Here is a 17135-nt window from a genome sequence, read left to right as displayed (position 1 = left end):
TCCGATCTCCCGGGGCCGGCCGATCCGGCCCTCAGGGTATCGGGTTCCCACATTCATCCGCACATGTACGGATGAATGTGGGAGGTGTTCGGATAAAGTTGATACTCAAGGTCAAGGTTATTTGGGGAATCGGGTAAAATAATTTCTTGTTTTTTAGAGCGTACTATGATATACTGCTATTATCCTGATTTGAGGAGTCTACCAAAGGAGTCTACCAAATATGCGGCAAGGTATTCTTAAATAAAATTTGATAATGGGCGCAAAAATGATTGCCCCTTGCAGGGGCTTAGTTTTTGTACCCAATTTAAGAATACTTTTGCCTTTTTAGTAAATATCGTGACGGACAGCGGCTCATGTAAGCCGTCATACTTCTGTTTGTCCGAAGTCATGATCCCCAGCGGTAAAAGTATTAGCCGCTGGGGATTTTTGCGCCCATTTGGGCCTTGTATGGAGGATAGACATGAACATTATCAATATCGGGATTCTTGCCCATGTAGACGCTGGAAAGACAACCTTGACGGAGAGCCTGCTATATGCCAGCGGAGCCATTTCAGAACCGGGGAGCGTCGAAAAAGGGACAACGAGGACGGACACCATGCTTTTGGAGCGGCAGCGTGGGATTACCATTCAAGCGGCAGTCACTTCCTTCCAGTGGCACAGATGTAAAGTCAACATTGTGGATACGCCCGGCCACATGGATTTTTTGGCGGAGGTGTACCGCTCTTTGGCTGTTTTAGATGGGGCCATCTTGGTGATCTCCGCTAAAGATGGCGTGCAGGCCCAGACCCGTATTCTGTTCCATGCCCTGCGGAAAATGGACATTCCCACCGTTATCTTTATCAATAAGATTGACCAAACTGGCGTTGATTTGCAAGGCGTGTATCAGTCTGTTCGGGATAAGCTCTCCGCCGATATTATCATCAAGCAGACGGTGTCGCTGTCCCCGGAAATAGTCCTGGAGGAAAATACCGACATAGAAGCATGGGATGCGGTCATTGAAAATAACGATGAATTATTGGAAAAGTATATCGCAGGAGAACCAATCAGCCGGGAAGAACTTGCGCGGGAGGAACAGCGGCGGGTTCAAGACGCCTCCCTGTTCCCGGTCTATCATGGCAGCGCCAAAAAGGGCCTTGGCATTCAACCGTTGATGGATGCGGTGACAGGGCTGTTCCAACCGATTGGGGAACAGGGGAGCGCCGCCCTATGCGGCAGCGTTTTCAAGGTGGAGTATACAGATTGTGACCAGCGGCTCATCTATCTGCGGCTATATAGCGGAACGCTGCGCCTGCGGGATACGGTGGCCCTGGCCGGGAGAGAAAAGCTGAAAATCACAGAGATGCGTATTCCATCCAAAGGGGAGATTGTTCGGACAGACACCGCCCATAAGGGCGAAATTGTCATCCTTCCCAGCGACAGCGTGGGATTAAACGACGTATTGGGGGACCCAACCCGGCTCCCTCGTAAAAGGTGGCGTGAGGACCCCCTCCCCATGCTGCGGACGTCGATTGCGCCGAAAACGGCAGCGCAAAGAGAACGGCTGCTGGACGCTCTTACGCAACTTGCGGATACTGACCCGCTTTTGCGCTGCGAGGTGGATTCCATCACCCATGAGATCATTCTTTCTTTTTTGGGCCGGGTGCAGTTGGAGGTTGTTTCCGCTTTGCTGTCGGAAAAATACAAGCTTGAAACAGTGGTAAAGGAACCCACCGTCATTTATATGGAGCGGCCGCTCAAAGCAGCCAGCCACACCATCCATATCGAGGTGCCGCCCAACCCGTTTTGGGCATCCATCGGACTGTCTGTTACACCACTCCCGCTTGGCTCCGGTGTACAATACGAGAGCCGGGTTTCGCTGGGATACTTGAACCAGAGTTTTCAAAACGCTGTCAGGGATGGTATCCGTTACGGGCTGGAGCAGGGCTTGTTCGGCTGGAACGTAACGGACTGTAAGATTTGCTTTGAATACGGGCTTTATTACAGTCCGGTCAGCACGCCGGCGGACTTCCGCTCATTGGCCCCGATTGTATTGGAACAGGCATTGAAGGAATCAGGGACGCAACTGCTGGAACCTTATCTCTCCTTCACCCTCTATGCGCCCCGGGAATATCTTTCCAGGGCTTATCATGATGCACCGAAATACTGTGCCACCATCGAAACGGTCCAGGTAAAAAAGGATGAAGTTGTCTTTACTGGCGAGATTCCCGCCCGCTGTATACAGGCATACCGTACTGATCTGGCCTTTTACACCAACGGGCAGAGCGTATGCCTTACAGAACTGAAAGGGTATCAGGCCGCTGTCGGCAAGCCAGTCATCCAGCCCCGCCGTCCAAACAGCCGCCTGGACAAGGTGCGCCATATGTTCAGTAAGATTCCTTGATACGCCACAGCAAGTGTAGTTGTAAACCACCAGAGAAAACAACAACCCTGCTACCCCCCGTTATCACCACCGATAACAATTTGATAACAGCCCATCGTATAGGGCTGGATAATATGGACACATCAAATAATCAAAAAAATGAGGTATCAAATTTATGAAGCAAAATCCGTTAAATATGATGCCCAACAACGAGTGGGAATAGGAGAAAACTGGGAATAGAATTCCCAATTTTAGTAGGAACAGCGTAATTAGGTACGCGAATGGGAAGGGGAGTCCCGCGGGACTCCCCTCTGTTTAGATCGAGAATTAGAACGGTAACGTCACGTATGCTTTATGCGTGCTTGCATTTGCGATACGCGGTTAACGCGATGCCGACTGCGATCAGGGCTGCTGCACTGAAGCAGAGGGATGCCAGGAGTGCCATCTGGTTGTCACCGGTCCGAGGGATTGTTGAGTTGGTGGGAGCGGAGTCGGCATTCTTCTCCCACTGGGCGTACAGGGTAGTGTCCTGGTCTGCGTTCTTCTTGGGGTCGAAGGCCTGCTTGCCTTCCTTGTCGTAGGTCCAGCCCTTGAAGGTGTAGCCTTCAGCGGTGGGATCATAGATAAGGGTGATGGGCTTGCCCTTCTCGGTCTGCTTGGTCACACTGTCGCCGTGGCCGTTCATGTCGAAGGTGACATCGACCATTTCGATGGTGGGAGTTTCCCAGACAGCCGTGAAAGTGATGTTTTCTTTAGCGGTGTATTCGCCTTTAAGGGGATCGGTGCCTTCGGAGCCCTTAGGAATCCAGCCAACGAATGTGTAGTCGCCGTCAGTGCCGAGGTCAGGGAGTTCGACGACTTGGCCCTTGTTCACGGTCACGGCTTCAGGTGCGGTCCCGAATTCGGATTCGAAGGAAACGGTGACCTTTTCCTTTTCGGTCCATTTGGCGTAGACGGTCATGTTCGTAGCGGCGGTGCCGTTGAACGAGGTGGTGAGGCTCTCATCGGTGAACCAGCCGCCGAAGTCATAGTCGGTATCGGTGGGCTCGGGCAGGGTGACGGACGTCCCCTTCTTGACCTTAATGGGGTCGATCTGGGTTCCGTGGCTGTTCATATTGAAGGTCACGGTGACGGTTTCATAAAGCTCTGCTTTAGTGAATCGGGTATTGGCATCCGAGCCTTCAATGGAAGATGCTCCGGTTTGGCCGCCATTAGGAATAGGGTCTGTAAATTTGGCGATTAATGTTTGTCCATCATTCGTTGTCAACTCAAGGACAGATGGGGGAATTATATCTCCGCCGTTATTCGTGATATGGGCCTCCAGGTGATCGCCCGAGCTAGCTACTTTTATTTCAAGCGGAAGGTTCTTTCCACCTGTTGCTGGAACGACATCTCCCGGCGTTAGGTCTCTATTCCAAGTGGCAATGGGTCCTTCGCCTTCAGCCCAGGCGTAATTCTGGGTGCCGGAGAAGGTGAAGGCGCAAACGCCGACGATGGCTGCGAGCGTGAGGACGAAAACCGTCCGGCGCCTGGCCAAGGTCTCTTTAACCTGTATCTTCATCGTATCCTCCAATTCAAGCGTGCGTTCCCTATTGCAACATTGCATTTCATGTTAACAGAGAATTATTTTCGGGCATGTCCCTTGCTCGGCTCGGGCTTGCTCTGGACGGGGATGCTTCGTGGTCTTGATGGGGTGGGTGCCTAATTCGAAGGAGGCAGAATCTGGTTTGATGGTGCAGAAAAGTAACAAATATGATTTATTAGAGAGGTAATTACATTCAAACGACGCATAGCCAACAAAGACTCGGTTATTCTTTACCAAATCGAAAAAACGCAGCAACACACTGTACGTCGTGTTGCGTTTTACGTTGGTTCAATTTGATGCGATTGGAGCAGACATGAGCTTCATGGATTCCAAATTCTCCAAATGGGGAGAGGTCGAAACTGCAGTTCTCTCCCAATCGCTTGCGAAAAGATTTGCGAGGGTGATGCTGGCGGCAGTGCTGGCAGCATCTTTTCTGCCCGTCGCAGCTTTCGCTGATACGGGAGGCGACTCCGAGCTTAAGGGAATAAAAGGCAAAACAGACCCGATTTTTTGGTATGAAATAACGAGCTATCAAAACTTGACAGAAAGGTCAAGTTATGATTGGAGCTGGGAAAAGGACGGCGAAACTGGAGCTATCACTGTGACGGAAACGGATGATCCATCTCGCGTTACTGTGACGGGAACTGAAATCGGCAGCGTGATTTTGAAGGTTTCGGGAGGTGATTTGGATGAAGAGACAATTCGAATCAAGATTAGAAAGCGTACCGTACGTTTGTCTTCCTCGTATGGCGAAAAGATCTATGACGGCACCCCTCTTACTGTCACAGGAATTAATGAAGATGGGGAGGGTTGGATTTCTGCTGACAGAGACAGAGTTAAATACACGATGACCGGTTCTCAGACGAATGCTGGCGAATCGGATAATACGTTTGACGTAGAGTTTCCTTCGGATAGTGAGGAATACTTCAAGGAACACTACGCTATTACCATTAGTTATGCCCCATTGAATGTCGCACAGCGTCCGGTCACCCTGACCTCCGCGAGTGGTTCCAAGGAGTACGACGGCGAGCCGCTGACCAACGACGATGTTATCGTCGGGGGCACTGGTTGGGTCGATGGCCAAGGTGCCACCTATTCTTTCACCGGCTCGCAGAAGATCGTCGGCTCCTCCGAGAATGCATTCGAATGCATCCCCAACGAGGGAACCAATCTGGACAACTATCAGATCAACAAGACGTACGGAACCCTGACCGTTACCGACCGTAGCGAGAAGTACCAGATCACCCTCACTCCCAATTCCAAGTCCGTGACCTACGACGGCACCGAGAAGTCCGTATCCGGTTTCGAGACCCTGGAGTTCCAGATCAATGGTCAGACCTTCTACGTTTCCGGCGTTGAGGCTTCTGCAACGGGCACCGATGCGGGCGAGTACCCTGTCAAGGTTTCCGGCCAAGCTGTCGTCATCGATTCCGACGGCAACGATGTGACCGACCAGTTCACCGTGAACATCGACGATGCCAAGCTGACCATCGTCGGGGGCGACTCCGATAAGTCTGCATCCAATCTCCCTCACACCGGCGATAGCGCCGCCCTCTATGCAATGGGCATCTGCGGCGTTGCGATCGCTGCCGGTGCTGGGGCGCTCTTCACGTTCAGAAAGCGCAACAACTATAAATAAGCACGGATACCATTGGTGCAGCTCCATTGAAATGAAGCGCTAAGATAATCAGAAAAGGCACCTTCCCGTCTGGGAAGGTGCCAACTTTGTGCGCCGAGCATGGCATGTCAGAGAGCAAGCGTTTTGTTGAGGGAGTAAATTGTTTGCCAGCAGCCTCTGACCATGCTAAATCTGTCTACTATTCAAACAGAAAAACGAGCAGCTCAACATATTTTCCTGCAGAAAAGAATACGGCAGTGCACGCAACTCGGCCGGCCCCTTCCCTTCCTGCCGAAATCCACACGCCTGCCATCCGCTTTTTCTATGCAAATATTCACAAACACGCGAAAAAGGAATAAAAATACCTTATCGATTATTTGAACGAGAAAGGGAACACAATGGGTAGACTCGAAGGCAAAGTTGCTATCGTAACGGGCTCCACCAGCGGTATTGGCATCGGTATCGCAAAGGTATACGCAGCCGAGGGCGCAACGGTTGTTATTAGTGGTCGTCGTGCCGAAAAAGGCCAAGTTGTAGTTGATCAAATTGTTGAAGCAGGCGGCAAGGCAAGCTTCCACTATTTCGACATTACCGAACCAGCAAGCATCGAAGCGCTTATTGCAGACACTGTAGAGCAATACGGCAAGCTCGATATTTTGGTAAACAATGCAGCAAACGTTGCCCTCAAGGACGGTCGTGTTGACGAGCTCACCCTTGAAATGTGGGACGCTATTTTGGAAAGCGACCTGCGCGGCACCTTCTATGCAACGAAGTGCGCTATCCCCTACATGAAAGAAATTGGTGGCGGCGCAATCGTAAACATTGGCTCTATGGCATCATGTGCAGGCGACTTAGGTTCTACCGCTTATGCATGCGCCAAGGCGGGCGTAGACATCTTCACGCAATACGTTGCCTTGCAATACGGCAAAGACAACATCCGCTGCAATTGCATCCGTCCAGGCTTGATTGTTACGCCAGAAAACGAGGCGAAGGTTCCTCAGATGCTCAAAGATATCTTCTTGGGTAGCATCATGGTTAACCGCTACGGTTGCCCAGAAGACATTGCTCATGCAGCCGTATATTTTGGCTCCGATGAAAGCACCTACACCACGGGACAGATCATCAACGTTGACGGCGGCATGAATTCGCACGCTCCAACCGTTGCTCAGTTCCGCCAGATGAATTCCCGCACGTGGTAATTCGTACAGGCGAATAGACCAGTACGAAAGCGCGAACGCGAGAATGCGGAAAGCATGAACGCATGAACGCATGAACGTGCTAGAGTGTGAAAGCGCGAAGGCGCGCATGACTGAATGCGCGAAAGCACACCACGCACGCAAAAGATTTCTTGCAGATAGAATCTACATGGCCACTCTTTGCGGGTGGCCATGTTTTTTGGCTTATAGGACAAAATGTGTGTCCACGTTGGGGGCATCGGCGCAGGTCGATGCCCCTTTTTCAGCCGTTTGAATTCCGTGCCCGCTTTTAACCGCTCGGACAGAATGTGTGTCCGGTTGCCTATCGTTCCCGCAGGCGGGCCTTCAGGCGCAGGACGGCCGAGTTCCGGGAGGTCTGGCCCATGCCCGAGTGCGTTGACGAGGTCCACAGGGTCGTCTTCGTCGACGGCATATACCTCGCCAGGGACCTCGTCGTCCTCATCGCGCGGTTGCGGAGGTGTGGCCGCAAACCATGGTCCAGCGCTGCCTTTGGCATGCTTTCTCCCAGGTGAACAGGCACATGATTAGCAGGCCGAGGCTGAGGGCGGGGATGCTTCGTGGTCTTGATGGGGTGGGTGCCTAATTCGAAGGAGGCAGAATCTGGTTTGATGGTGCTGAAAAGTAACAAATATTGTTTTATTAGAGGGGTAATTGCATTCAAACGACGCATAGCCAACAAAGACTCGGTTATTATTCACCATATGGAAATAGAGTTTGCAGGTTCTCAGACCGATTGTGGCACATCGAAAAATGCGATTCGTGTAACGCTCGACCCGTCTATTGCCGAATACTACAACATCGTGAAGAACGAAGGTAAATTGACGGTCGAAAAGCGTCCGGTCACCCTGACCTCCGCGAGTGGTTCGAAGGAGTACGACGGCGAGCCCCTGACCAATCACAAGGTCACCGTTGGGGAGGCTGCCTGGGGCACTGGTTGGGTCGATGGCCAAGGTGCCACCTATTCTTTCACCGGCTCGCAGAAGATCGTCGGCTCCTCCGAGAATGCATTCGAATGCATCCCCAACGAGGGAACCAATCTGGACAACTATCAGATCAACAAGACGTACGGAACCCTGACCGTTGCCGACCGTAGCGAGAAGTACCAGATCACCCTCACTCCCAATTCCAAGTCCGTGACCTACGACGGCACCGAGAAGTCCGTATCCGGTTTCGAGACCCTGGAGTTCCAGATCAATGGTCAGACCTTCTACGTTTCCGGCGTTGAGGCTTCTGCAACGGGCACCGATGCAGGCGAGTACCCTGTCAAGGTTTCCGGCCAAGCTGTCGTCATCGATTCCGACGGCAACGATGTGACCGACCAGTTCACCGTGAACATCGACGATGCCAAGCTGACCATCGTCGGGGGCGACTCCGATAAGTCTGCATCCAATCTCCCTCACACCGGCTGCGGCCGCCCCCTACGGGATCAGCCGTCTTCGGCCGTTCTTCATCCCTTCCAGAACAGCTGGGTGAGTTCTTGGCGGGTGGTGGTGCCGGTTTTCTTCAGAATGTTGTGCACATGGGCCTGCACGGTGCCCAGGGCCAGTTGCGGCGAACTGGCGATGTTCTGGTTGTCCTTGCCCTGCAGCACCTCTTTCAAGATGACGCGCTCGCGCGCGGTCAGGTGACAGTGCTCGCAGAGGGCGAGGAGCAGCTCGTCTACGTATTCTTGGGCGTCGGGCGCGTCGGTTCCTTAGAACGGAGGCGCAAGGTGTTGACAGCGGCGCACAGGGCGAAGAAACCAGTTCAATATCAATCCGTCTAGGCGTTAGGACTAGCTAGGATTAGCTAGAATTAGCTAGGATTAGCCAGGGTAAGGTGTGCGGTGAGCTAATGTAATCTGAAAATTATCCTGGTTATTTCTTCTCAAAACTACGGGTGCGCCCCATGCTGTGTGGCGCAAGGGAGCGTCTCGCTCATTTCGGGGCGCTTCATGGGAGCGCGGTCCGCAAGGGGCGGTCCGGCCAACGAATTTTGAAGGAGATTTCAATGGTCAAAGATTACATCGACACCAACGACTTCACAAAAGAAGAGCTGCTCGGCATGGTAGATCTGGCCATCGCCATGAAGGGGCTCATCAAGGAGGGCGGCGAGTACCCGCACCTGCTGAAGGACAAGACCCTCGGCATGATCTTCCAGCAGGTGTCCACCCGTACCCGCATCTCCTTCGAGACGGCCATGAGCGACCTCGGCGGTCACGCCCAATTCTTCGGCCCCGGCTCCATCCAGCTGGGTGGCCATGAGTCCATCGAGGACTCCGGCCGCGTTATGGGAAGCCTCGTCGACATCCTCATGGCCCGCGTCGATCGTCATAAGGATGTAGTGAGCTTGGCGAAGTACTCCGCGGCCCCCGTCATCAACGGCATGAGCGAGTACAACCATCCCACCCAGGAGCTCGGCGACCTCATGACCATGATCGAGAACTTGCCCGCCGGTAAGAAGATCGAGGACTGCAAGTTTGCCTGGATCGGCGATGCCACCCAGACCTGCGCGTCGCTCATGTTCATCTGCACGAAGATGGGCATGGACTTCGTGCAGTTCGGACCGAAGGGGCATCAGATTCCCGACGGCTGCCTGCATATAGGCACCGATGAGGAGCGCGCCGAGTTCGGCAAGCATCTCATGGCTATCGGCGAGGAGAACTGCAAGGTCTCCGGCGGCACCATCACCATTTCCGACGACATTTCCTGCATCGAGGGCGCCGACTTCGTGTACACCGATGTGTGGTACGGCCTCTACGACAGTGAAGTCTCCAGCTCCAGCTACATGGATGTGTTCTATCCGAAGTACCAGGTGACCTGGGATATGATGAACGTTGCCGGTCCGAACAGCATGTTCATGCACTGCCTGCCCGCCAACCGTGGCGAGGAAGTCGTCGACGAGGTCATGGACGATCCCGAGCGCTCCCTGTGCTGGGTCGAGGCCGAGAACCGCAAGCACTCCATTCGCGCCATCCTGGCCACTCTGTGCCCCCAGAGCGAGCCCGACGAGCAGAAGGCTGCGGCATACCGCGCCACCATCAATGAGCGCATGGCCGCTTTCGGTAAGCACGGTCTGTAAGATGTACCAGGTCGGGCGAGCTACGGCTCGCCCGCCTTCGCAGGAGATGGGCGACCTCATGGCCATCGGAGAGGAGAACTGCAAAGACTCCGACGACAACCGAGTGCATCAAGGGCGCCGACTTCATCTACACCGACGTGTGGTATGGCCTGTACGATGCTTTCTGATGGGCGGCAGCAGATGCTTGTCTCTTGCCGCCCATCATCTGCGCCACTGCGCGTAAGCACTGGCGCCCTGTCTGAAAACGACTGAGCAAAGGATTAAATATGAGTGACGGAAAGAAAAAGCTTTCCTTCCTGACGGTCATTTCGACCATCATCTGCGTCGTCTTCGTTTGCGAGGCCGCCGCTCCCGCTGCTGCCATTGGCAACCAGCAGTTCTTCTGGTGGATCTTCCTGATTCTGACCTTCCTGCTCCCTTACGGCATGGTCGTCGCCGAGCTCGGCACCACCTATGACGGCGAGGGCGGCATTTACGACTGGGTACGCGATGGCCTGGGCGACAAGTGGGGCGCCCGCATTTCGTACTACTACTGGGTCAACTACCCGCTGTGGATCGCCTCGCTGGCGACCATGTTCCCCGACATCCTGGGCATGGTCTTTGGCGTCGAGTTCAACCTGATCGCCAAGATGGGCATCGAGCTCGCCTTCGTGTGGATCGTCTACCTCATGGGCCGCTCCAAGGCGGCCGACTCCGAGTGGGTCCTCAACGGTGGCGCCCTGATCAAGGTCGCCGTTGCCGTCATCGTCGGCGCCCTGGGCATCTGGTATGCCATGGAGAACGGTTTCGCGAGCGACATGTCCGCCGCCACCTTCCTGCCCGAGCTCACCAACACCAACGCCCTGGGCTACCTGTCCATCATCATCTTCAACTTCATGGGCTTCGAGGTTATCTGCACCATGACCGATGACATGGCCGATCCCGCTCGCGATATCCCCAAGGCTATCGTCGTCGGTGGCGTGGCTATTGCCGTCATCTACCTGTTCGCTGGCTTCGGCATCGGCGCCGCCATCCCGGCCGACTCCATCGACCCCGACTACGGCATGATCGTCGCAGTCCAGACCATGGTGGGCGATTCCGTGCTCTTCAAGGTCATCTGCATCGCCTTCCTGATCACCCTGTTCGCCAACATGGCCGCCTGGTCCTTCGGCGTCAACTCCGTCGCCCGCTACGCCGCCGAGCACGGCAACATGCCCAAGGTCTTCGCCTCGATGGTCTCCGAGGACGACATGCCCAACGGCGCCAACCTGGTCAACGCCGTCGTCGCCTCCCTGGTCCTCTGCCTGCAGCTCGTTCCCGTCGACGCCATCTCCAACGGCGTCTTCTGGATGCTCTTCGGCACCTCCGTCGTCTTCCTGCTGCTCACCTACATCCCGATGTTCCCGGCGTTCCTCAACCTCCGCAAGAACGACCCCAACCGCGAGCGCATCTTCACGTTCCCGTTCAAGGGCGCGATGATGAAGGTCATGCTGGCCATCCCCTGCATCGAGCTGATCCTGGCCATCGTCGCGACGCTGGTGCCGTTCTCCGCCGCCGAGGTCGGCGAGAAGGTCCCGATGATCGTCATCTTCATCGTGCTCGTGCTCATCGGCGAGGTCGTCCGCGTCGTCAGCGCCAAGGGCCGCGAGACCGAGTACAAGGGCCTCACCCCCGAGCTGGCCGCCCAGCGCCTCGCCGAGGAGGCCGAGGAGAACTAGGGCACCCGGCCCCGGGCACCCCGGCCTCTCCGGGGGCGTGCCCGGGCGACGGGTCCGCCAACCATCCCCCGGGGCGGGTGCGGGCGATAGCTCCGGCAGCCGCCGACCGCCCCGACCCCTCTCCCGTATCCCTCGTGCGTCCCGTCTCCGCGCACCTGGCTACGTCGTCGCCCGCCGGTGCGACCCCGTGAAAACCGGCGCCGGGCGCCCCGACCCCTGCCGGGGGACGGGCGCCCGCCATCTCTTGGTCCTAGGCCGCGGGCAGCCCGCCCGCGGCAGACGATCGTTCGGTTTGGAGGAAATCTTATGCGTACGATCACCGAGTCCGAGTCCACCCCGAGGGCCGACGGCTTCTTCATGCCCGCCGAGTTCGCCCCCCAGGACCGCGTGTGGATGGGCTGGCCCCACCGCACCGACACCTGGGCCCACGGCGCCAAGCCCGCCCAGAGGCAGTATGCCGCCATCGCCCGCGCCATCTCCGAGTTCACCCCGGTCTACATGTGCGCCAACCAGGTCGACTACGCCAACTGCAAGGCCGTCTTCGAGAACGACGAGAACGTCACCGTCGTCGAGATGACCACCGACGACGCCTGGTTCCGCGACACCGGCGCCACCTACGTCATCAACGGCAAGGGCGAGAAGCGCGCCAACCACTGGCACTTCAACGGCTACGGCGGCCTCATCGACGGCCTCTACTTCCCGTGGGACAAGGACGAGCAGATCGCCCTCAAGATGGCCGAGCTCTCCGGCTGCCGCCGCTACCGTCCCGACGACATGATCCTCGAGGGCGGCTCCATCACCGTCGACGGCGAGGGCACCCTCGTCGTCACCGACCAGTGCCTCCTGTCCCCCGGCCGCACCTGCTCCGCGGTGCTCGAGGAGGAGGAGGACCCCGAGTCCCTCTGGCCCAAGTACCGCAAGAAGTTCGAGCCCTGGAGCGAGGAGCTTCGCGGGTACATGACCGAGCACCTCAAGGACTACCTCGGCGTCGAGGAGGTCATCTGGGTCAAGGAGGGCATCGACCCCGAGGAGACCAACGGCCACATCGACGACGTCGCCACCTTCATCGCCCCGGGCGTCATGGTCTGCATCTGGACCGACGACCCCGAGTACCCGTTCTACGAGCAGTGCCACGCCGCCTACGAGACCCTCTCCAGCGCGGTTGACGCCAAGGGCCGCAAGCTGAAGGTCTACAAGCTCTGCATGCCCGTGAAGCCGCTGTACATGGACCAGGCCTCCTGCGACACCATCGACGCCGACGAGAACGCCGAGCCGCGCGTCCCCGACGAGCCGCTGATCGCCTCCTACATGAACTACCTCGTGACCAACCACGGCGTCATCGTCCCGCAGTACGGCGACGAGAACGACCGGCTGGCCGTCGACACGCTCCAGGAGATCTACGACGAGGTCTGGGGCGAGGGCGTCTACAAGTGCGTCGGCGTCCAGTCCGACCAGGTCGTCTACGGCGGCGGCAACATCCACTGCATCACGCAGCAGGAGCCGTCCGCCTAATAGCCTGGCTTGCCGGGGCGCGGCGCCCCTCTTTCACGGGAGTCCGCCGCACCCCGGAGGCCCGGCCGGCCAGGCGAACGGGGCCGCCTGGCTGGCCGGCCGGGCTTTCCCCGGGCGCTCCGCTGCCTCCACACCGGAGCGCCCCTCCCCTTCGATTGGATACCCGCCTGGCCTGGGACCTATCGCGGGTTAGGCCTATTGTTCGCTTGGATATCCCAGGTCAGACGCGTATCCAATTGCCGAAAGTTCCCGGTTGCGAGCGCGGCCGTCTTGATCGGAGTATCCATGTACCAGCGTATTTAATTACTGCGCTGGAATAGAACACATGCTTGATAAATTAATTTAGCATCAGACAGCGGGCACGGTTTCAATCGAATCCGTGCCCGCTGCTGTATGTGTGAACAGGGGACGTAGCCCTGTTCACACCTGGACCCATGTCGGCACCGGTCAATGCCCACGATGTTTCTGCTTACGCTTCAACTTCCGCTGCTCGAAGCGCGCCTCCGCCTCATCCGCGCGACGCTGGCTTCTTGCTTGAGCCGACTCCCGCTTCATCGCTTCCCGCTGTGCCGCGAGCGCCTGTTGTGCCTTGGTGCTCACCGCGGGCCGTTTAAGGGCTTTCGCTGCCTCGCGAGCGCGCCGCTTGGGGTTCTTCGTGGGCTTGCTTGTCTCAGTGGCCTTGTCGCCGAAGAACGAGAGCTTCTCCCATTTGCCGACAACGAATCGCAGGATCTCCTCATCGGACGGCTCCGCGCCGAAGACGATGCGGGCGACGCCGTATCTGCCGTCCTCGACATGCTCCGCCAGCCCGACCCAGAATTGGCCGTCGTGATATACGGTCAGGGTGGACGACACACTGATCTGCATGGTTGGTTCCTCCTTTATGTAGATGACCATGCAGAGAAGGGACAACCAAGGAGGCAGGTTACTGATGCGGACCCCCGCACGCCCACGACTACCCGACGGGGACTGTGTTTTTATCTCTGGTAGTTGGATTGTAGCACGCGCAGACGCGCCCTTCATCGCTGGCGACATGACATGGTTGGGGCTTACCACCCGACGCGCCCTTGCGCATATCGTCTTCTCGGTTTCGAAACTTTAAAAGACCTTGAGTTTCGAAACCGCGAAGGAGAGTTTAAGCAAGAGACGTCGTTAGCTCTGAGTCGACGCTCGAGAAGGGGCTCTCGTCGCTTCTGTCCATCAGGGATGCATTCACGAAGGTCCTCATCGCCCGCACGAGGCGCGGGCCTTATACCCGGGAGGGCGTTCTCGTGCTGGATCTCGCGAGGTGACTGCTCGGCGAGCAGGAGCTCTGAGCGTCATACGGGGATATCGCTCGATAGGGCACGCAGGGCCGTTTGTGCTCGCACGGGAAACGTCGTCGCCGTATGGGCGGCCAGTCGCATCCGATTAGTCTTTTGTTAAACAGACCTTTCGAGTGCGCACGAAGTGATTGCGCCAACAACGAAGCCCCAACCTGCTCGCTAACTCATGGGCAAGCCACCTGAGACTACTCATTCCCCCTACTAGCAATGAAGGCCTGCGACCTGCAGTTTTGCAAACTGCTTGAAAGGCGCCTGCGTTGATTCGCTTCCTATTGCAGCTGGCGGCTCGCACACGAAAAGGCACTTGAGTTTCAAAGCGGGCGTTTTCGTCGATATCGAACCTCTAAAGGCTGTCCGCCGTGCCCTTTGGAATGAATGATGGGCTTATGTCTGTTCCACTTTATGCGACATTTTGTCTATAGGGATGATACTGCTGTAATGCATGGGGCCCGGAGCGCGGCATTTACTGCGCTCCGGGCCCCACTGTTTTGAGAGTTTATGGCGGCTCTGCCGTCGTCCTAGTCAAACAAACTCGGCATGTCGTTTTCCTTCATGAGGGCACCGGCAGAGGGGAGACTCTGCGCGGTGAACCTCTCGGCCGAGACGCCGGCGCCAAGGATTTCCTCGGTCGTGCCGACGGTGGTGACCGAGCGACCCTTCTTGGCGGTAAAGGCCTGGACGCCCTGCGTGTTGGTGGTCGTCTTGGTCTTGAGCAGCGACGTGTTGAAGTTCATCAGGCGGTAGTCGCTCGAGACCAGCGCGATGTCGCGGTCTTCCTTGAGCACCTGTGCATACAGCAGTTTGCTGCCGCCGTAGATGGCGTTCTTGAGGCGCTTGCGGTTGGTCTTGGTAACGTATCCGGCAAGTGCGACGCGCACCACACGACCGTTCTCAAAGACAAACAGCACGTCGGCCTTGTAGTCCTCGGGGTCGATGACCCAGATGACGCTCTCGTCGGGTTCCATCTCGAGGTCGGTGGGCAAGTACGAGCCCAGCTGGGCCGACTTGGTGTCCTCAAACGCTGCGACCTTGCACTTGTACACCTGGCTCTTGTTGGTAAAGACCAGCAACTCGTGGGTGTTGGAGGACGGGAACTCGATAAAGGGTTTGTCGCCGTCCTTGTACTTGAGCGTGGCCGCCTTCTTGAGCACGCGGTCGGTCATCTTTTTGAGATAGCCCTCGCGCGAGAGCATGATGGTAACCGGATATTCCTCGACCTCGGGCTCCAGGCTTACCTCGATAACCTCATGGGGCTCAATCCTGCCCGTGCGGCGCGGCATCACGTACTTCTTGTTGACCGCGGCCAGCTCGTCGCTGATGACCTTCTTGATGTTCTCCTCGCTGGAGAGGATTTCCTCAAGCTCGGCAATCTCACCCTCGAGCTTAGCGATGTCCTTGGTGCGGTTGAGGATGTACTCCTCGTTGATGTTGCGGAGCTTAAGCTCGGCAACAAACTCGGCCTGGGTCTCGTCGATGTCGAAACCCTTCATAAGGTTGGGCACGACCTCAGCCTCGAGCTTGGTGCCACGGATGATGGCGATGGCCTTGTCGATGTCGAGCAGAATCGCCTCAAGACCGTGCAGCAGGTGTAGGCGCTCGGACTTTTTGCCCAAGTCAAAGTTAATGCGGCGACGCGTGGACTCAATACGCCACTTGACCCACTCGTGCAGGATCTGGCGTACGCCCATAACGCGGGGGTAACCATCGACCAACACGTTAAAGTTGCATGAGAACGAATCTTGCAGCGTAGTCGAGCGATAAAGCTTGGCCATGAGCTTGTCGGGGTCGACACCGCGCTTAAGATCGATGGCGATACGCAGGCCCGAGAGGTCGGTCTCGTCACGGATGTCAGCGATCTCCTTGACCTTGCCCTCTTTGGAGAGCTTGACGATGCGATCGATGATGACATCGGTCTTGGTGGTGTAGGGGATCTCGTAGACCTCGATAATGCGCTCTTCGGGAATCCAGCGCCAGCGGGAGCGGATCTGGAAGCTGCCAAGGCCGGTCTCGATAATCTTTTCCATCTCCTCGCGGCGGTAGATAATCTCACCGCCGGTCGAGAAGTCGGGCATGGGCATGTACTCGAGCAGATCGCAGTTAGGATCCTGCAGGTAGTGCATGGTGGCGGTGCAGACCTCGTTGAGGTTGAAGCCGCAGATGTCAGACGCCATGGCGACGCCGATGCCCTTGTTGGCGGAGACGAGGATGTTGGGGAATGTGGTGGGCAACAGACGCGGCTCCTTCATGGCGCCGTCGTAGCTGTCGACAAAGTCGACCGGGTCCTTGTCGATGTCCTTGAAGATCTCGGCACTGATGGGGGCGAGCTTGGCCTCGGTGTAACGCGAGGCAGCGTAGCTCAGGTCGCCCGAATAGTACTTGCCAAAGTTGCCCTTCGACTCCACGAAGGGGGCGAGTAGCGCCTCGTTGCCGGTGGCCAGGCGCACCATCGTCTCGTAGATCGCGGCGTCGCCGTGCGGGTTGAGCTTCATGGTTTGGCCCACGATGTTAGCGCTCTTCTGGCGCTCACCTTTGAGCAAGCCCATCTTGTACATGGTGTAGAGCAGCTTGCGGTGCGAGGGCTTAAAACCGTCGATCTCGGGGAACGCACGCGAGACGTTGACGCTCATGGCGTAGGGCATGTAGTTGACCTCGAGCGTCTGCGTGATCGGTTGATTGGTGACCTCGGAGTGCAGGCCGATGACGTTCTCGGCGTTGACCTGCTTTTTCTTTGGCTGGTTCTTCGTCTTCTTCTTTGCCACGAT

General features: G+C 56.8%; 10 protein-coding genes. 6 read left to right on the top strand and 4 right to left on the bottom strand.

Annotated elements, in window-relative coordinates; genetic code table 11:
- The first annotated feature begins 460 nt into the window (after positions 1-460).
- Positions 461-2380, top strand: coding sequence for a tetracycline resistance ribosomal protection protein Tet(W) (gene tet(W), locus ACTQV3_RS05755; protein WP_441042591.1), 1920 nt, complete (start codon positions 461-463; stop codon positions 2378-2380).
- Between the two features lie 331 nt (positions 2381-2711).
- On the opposite strand, the gene ACTQV3_RS05750 is transcribed toward tet(W), so the two are convergent.
- The gene (locus ACTQV3_RS05750) at positions 2712-3920 is read right to left on the bottom strand and encodes an InlB B-repeat-containing protein (RefSeq protein WP_441068642.1); all 1209 of its coding nucleotides are present in this window, start codon (positions 3918-3920) and stop codon (positions 2712-2714) included.
- A 337-nt stretch (positions 3921-4257) separates the two neighbouring features.
- On the opposite strand from ACTQV3_RS05750, the gene ACTQV3_RS05745 reads away from it, so the two are divergent.
- Both ACTQV3_RS05745 and ACTQV3_RS05740 read left to right on the top strand, forming a co-directional pair.
- Positions 4258-5583 (top strand): LPXTG cell wall anchor domain-containing protein, encoded by a 1326-nt coding sequence (locus tag ACTQV3_RS05745; protein WP_441068640.1) that lies wholly within the window; start codon positions 4258-4260, stop codon positions 5581-5583.
- Positions 5584-5960: 377 nt separating this feature from the next.
- Positions 5961-6761, top strand: coding sequence for an SDR family NAD(P)-dependent oxidoreductase (locus ACTQV3_RS05740; protein ID WP_123220203.1), 801 nt, complete (start codon positions 5961-5963; stop codon positions 6759-6761).
- 1465 nt (positions 6762-8226) lie between these two features.
- Here ACTQV3_RS05740 and ACTQV3_RS05735 read toward each other — a convergent pair.
- Entirely contained in the window at positions 8227-8370 is a 144-nt protein-coding gene (locus tag ACTQV3_RS05735) for a LuxR C-terminal-related transcriptional regulator (protein ID WP_441044900.1), read from the bottom strand.
- A 398-nt stretch (positions 8371-8768) separates the two neighbouring features.
- Here ACTQV3_RS05735 and ptcA point away from each other — a divergent pair, with 398 nt between their 5' ends.
- From ptcA to ACTQV3_RS05720, 3 genes are all read left to right on the top strand, one after another.
- Positions 8769-9839, top strand: coding sequence for a putrescine carbamoyltransferase (gene ptcA, locus ACTQV3_RS05730; RefSeq protein ID WP_441068638.1), 1071 nt, complete (start codon positions 8769-8771; stop codon positions 9837-9839).
- Between the two features lie 266 nt (positions 9840-10105).
- Entirely contained in the window at positions 10106-11536 is a 1431-nt protein-coding gene (locus ACTQV3_RS05725) for an APC family permease (protein WP_441068636.1), read from the top strand.
- 306 nt (positions 11537-11842) lie between these two features.
- Complete coding sequence (locus ACTQV3_RS05720; protein WP_441068634.1) at positions 11843-13048, top strand: agmatine deiminase family protein; 1206 nt, start codon at positions 11843-11845, stop codon at positions 13046-13048.
- Between the two features lie 447 nt (positions 13049-13495).
- On the opposite strand, the gene ACTQV3_RS05715 is transcribed toward ACTQV3_RS05720, so the two are convergent.
- Both ACTQV3_RS05715 and ACTQV3_RS05710 read right to left on the bottom strand, forming a co-directional pair.
- The gene (locus tag ACTQV3_RS05715) at positions 13496-13915 is read right to left on the bottom strand and encodes a YjdF family protein (protein WP_441068632.1); all 420 of its coding nucleotides are present in this window, start codon (positions 13913-13915) and stop codon (positions 13496-13498) included.
- Positions 13916-14891: 976 nt separating this feature from the next.
- Positions 14892-17132 carry a DNA gyrase subunit A gene (locus ACTQV3_RS05710; protein ID WP_441068630.1) on the bottom strand — a complete coding sequence of 747 codons (2241 nt, stop codon included), beginning with the start codon at positions 17130-17132 and terminating at the stop codon, positions 14892-14894.
- Positions 17133-17135: the final 3 nt, after the last annotated feature.

Origin of the sequence: Collinsella sp. LCP19S3_A7, assembly GCF_052121995.1 — a bacterium.
Classification (GTDB): domain Bacteria; phylum Actinomycetota; class Coriobacteriia; order Coriobacteriales; family Coriobacteriaceae; genus Collinsella.
Note: the sequence above shows the minus strand (reverse complement) of the source record. Positions and strands in the feature narration are given on the sequence as shown.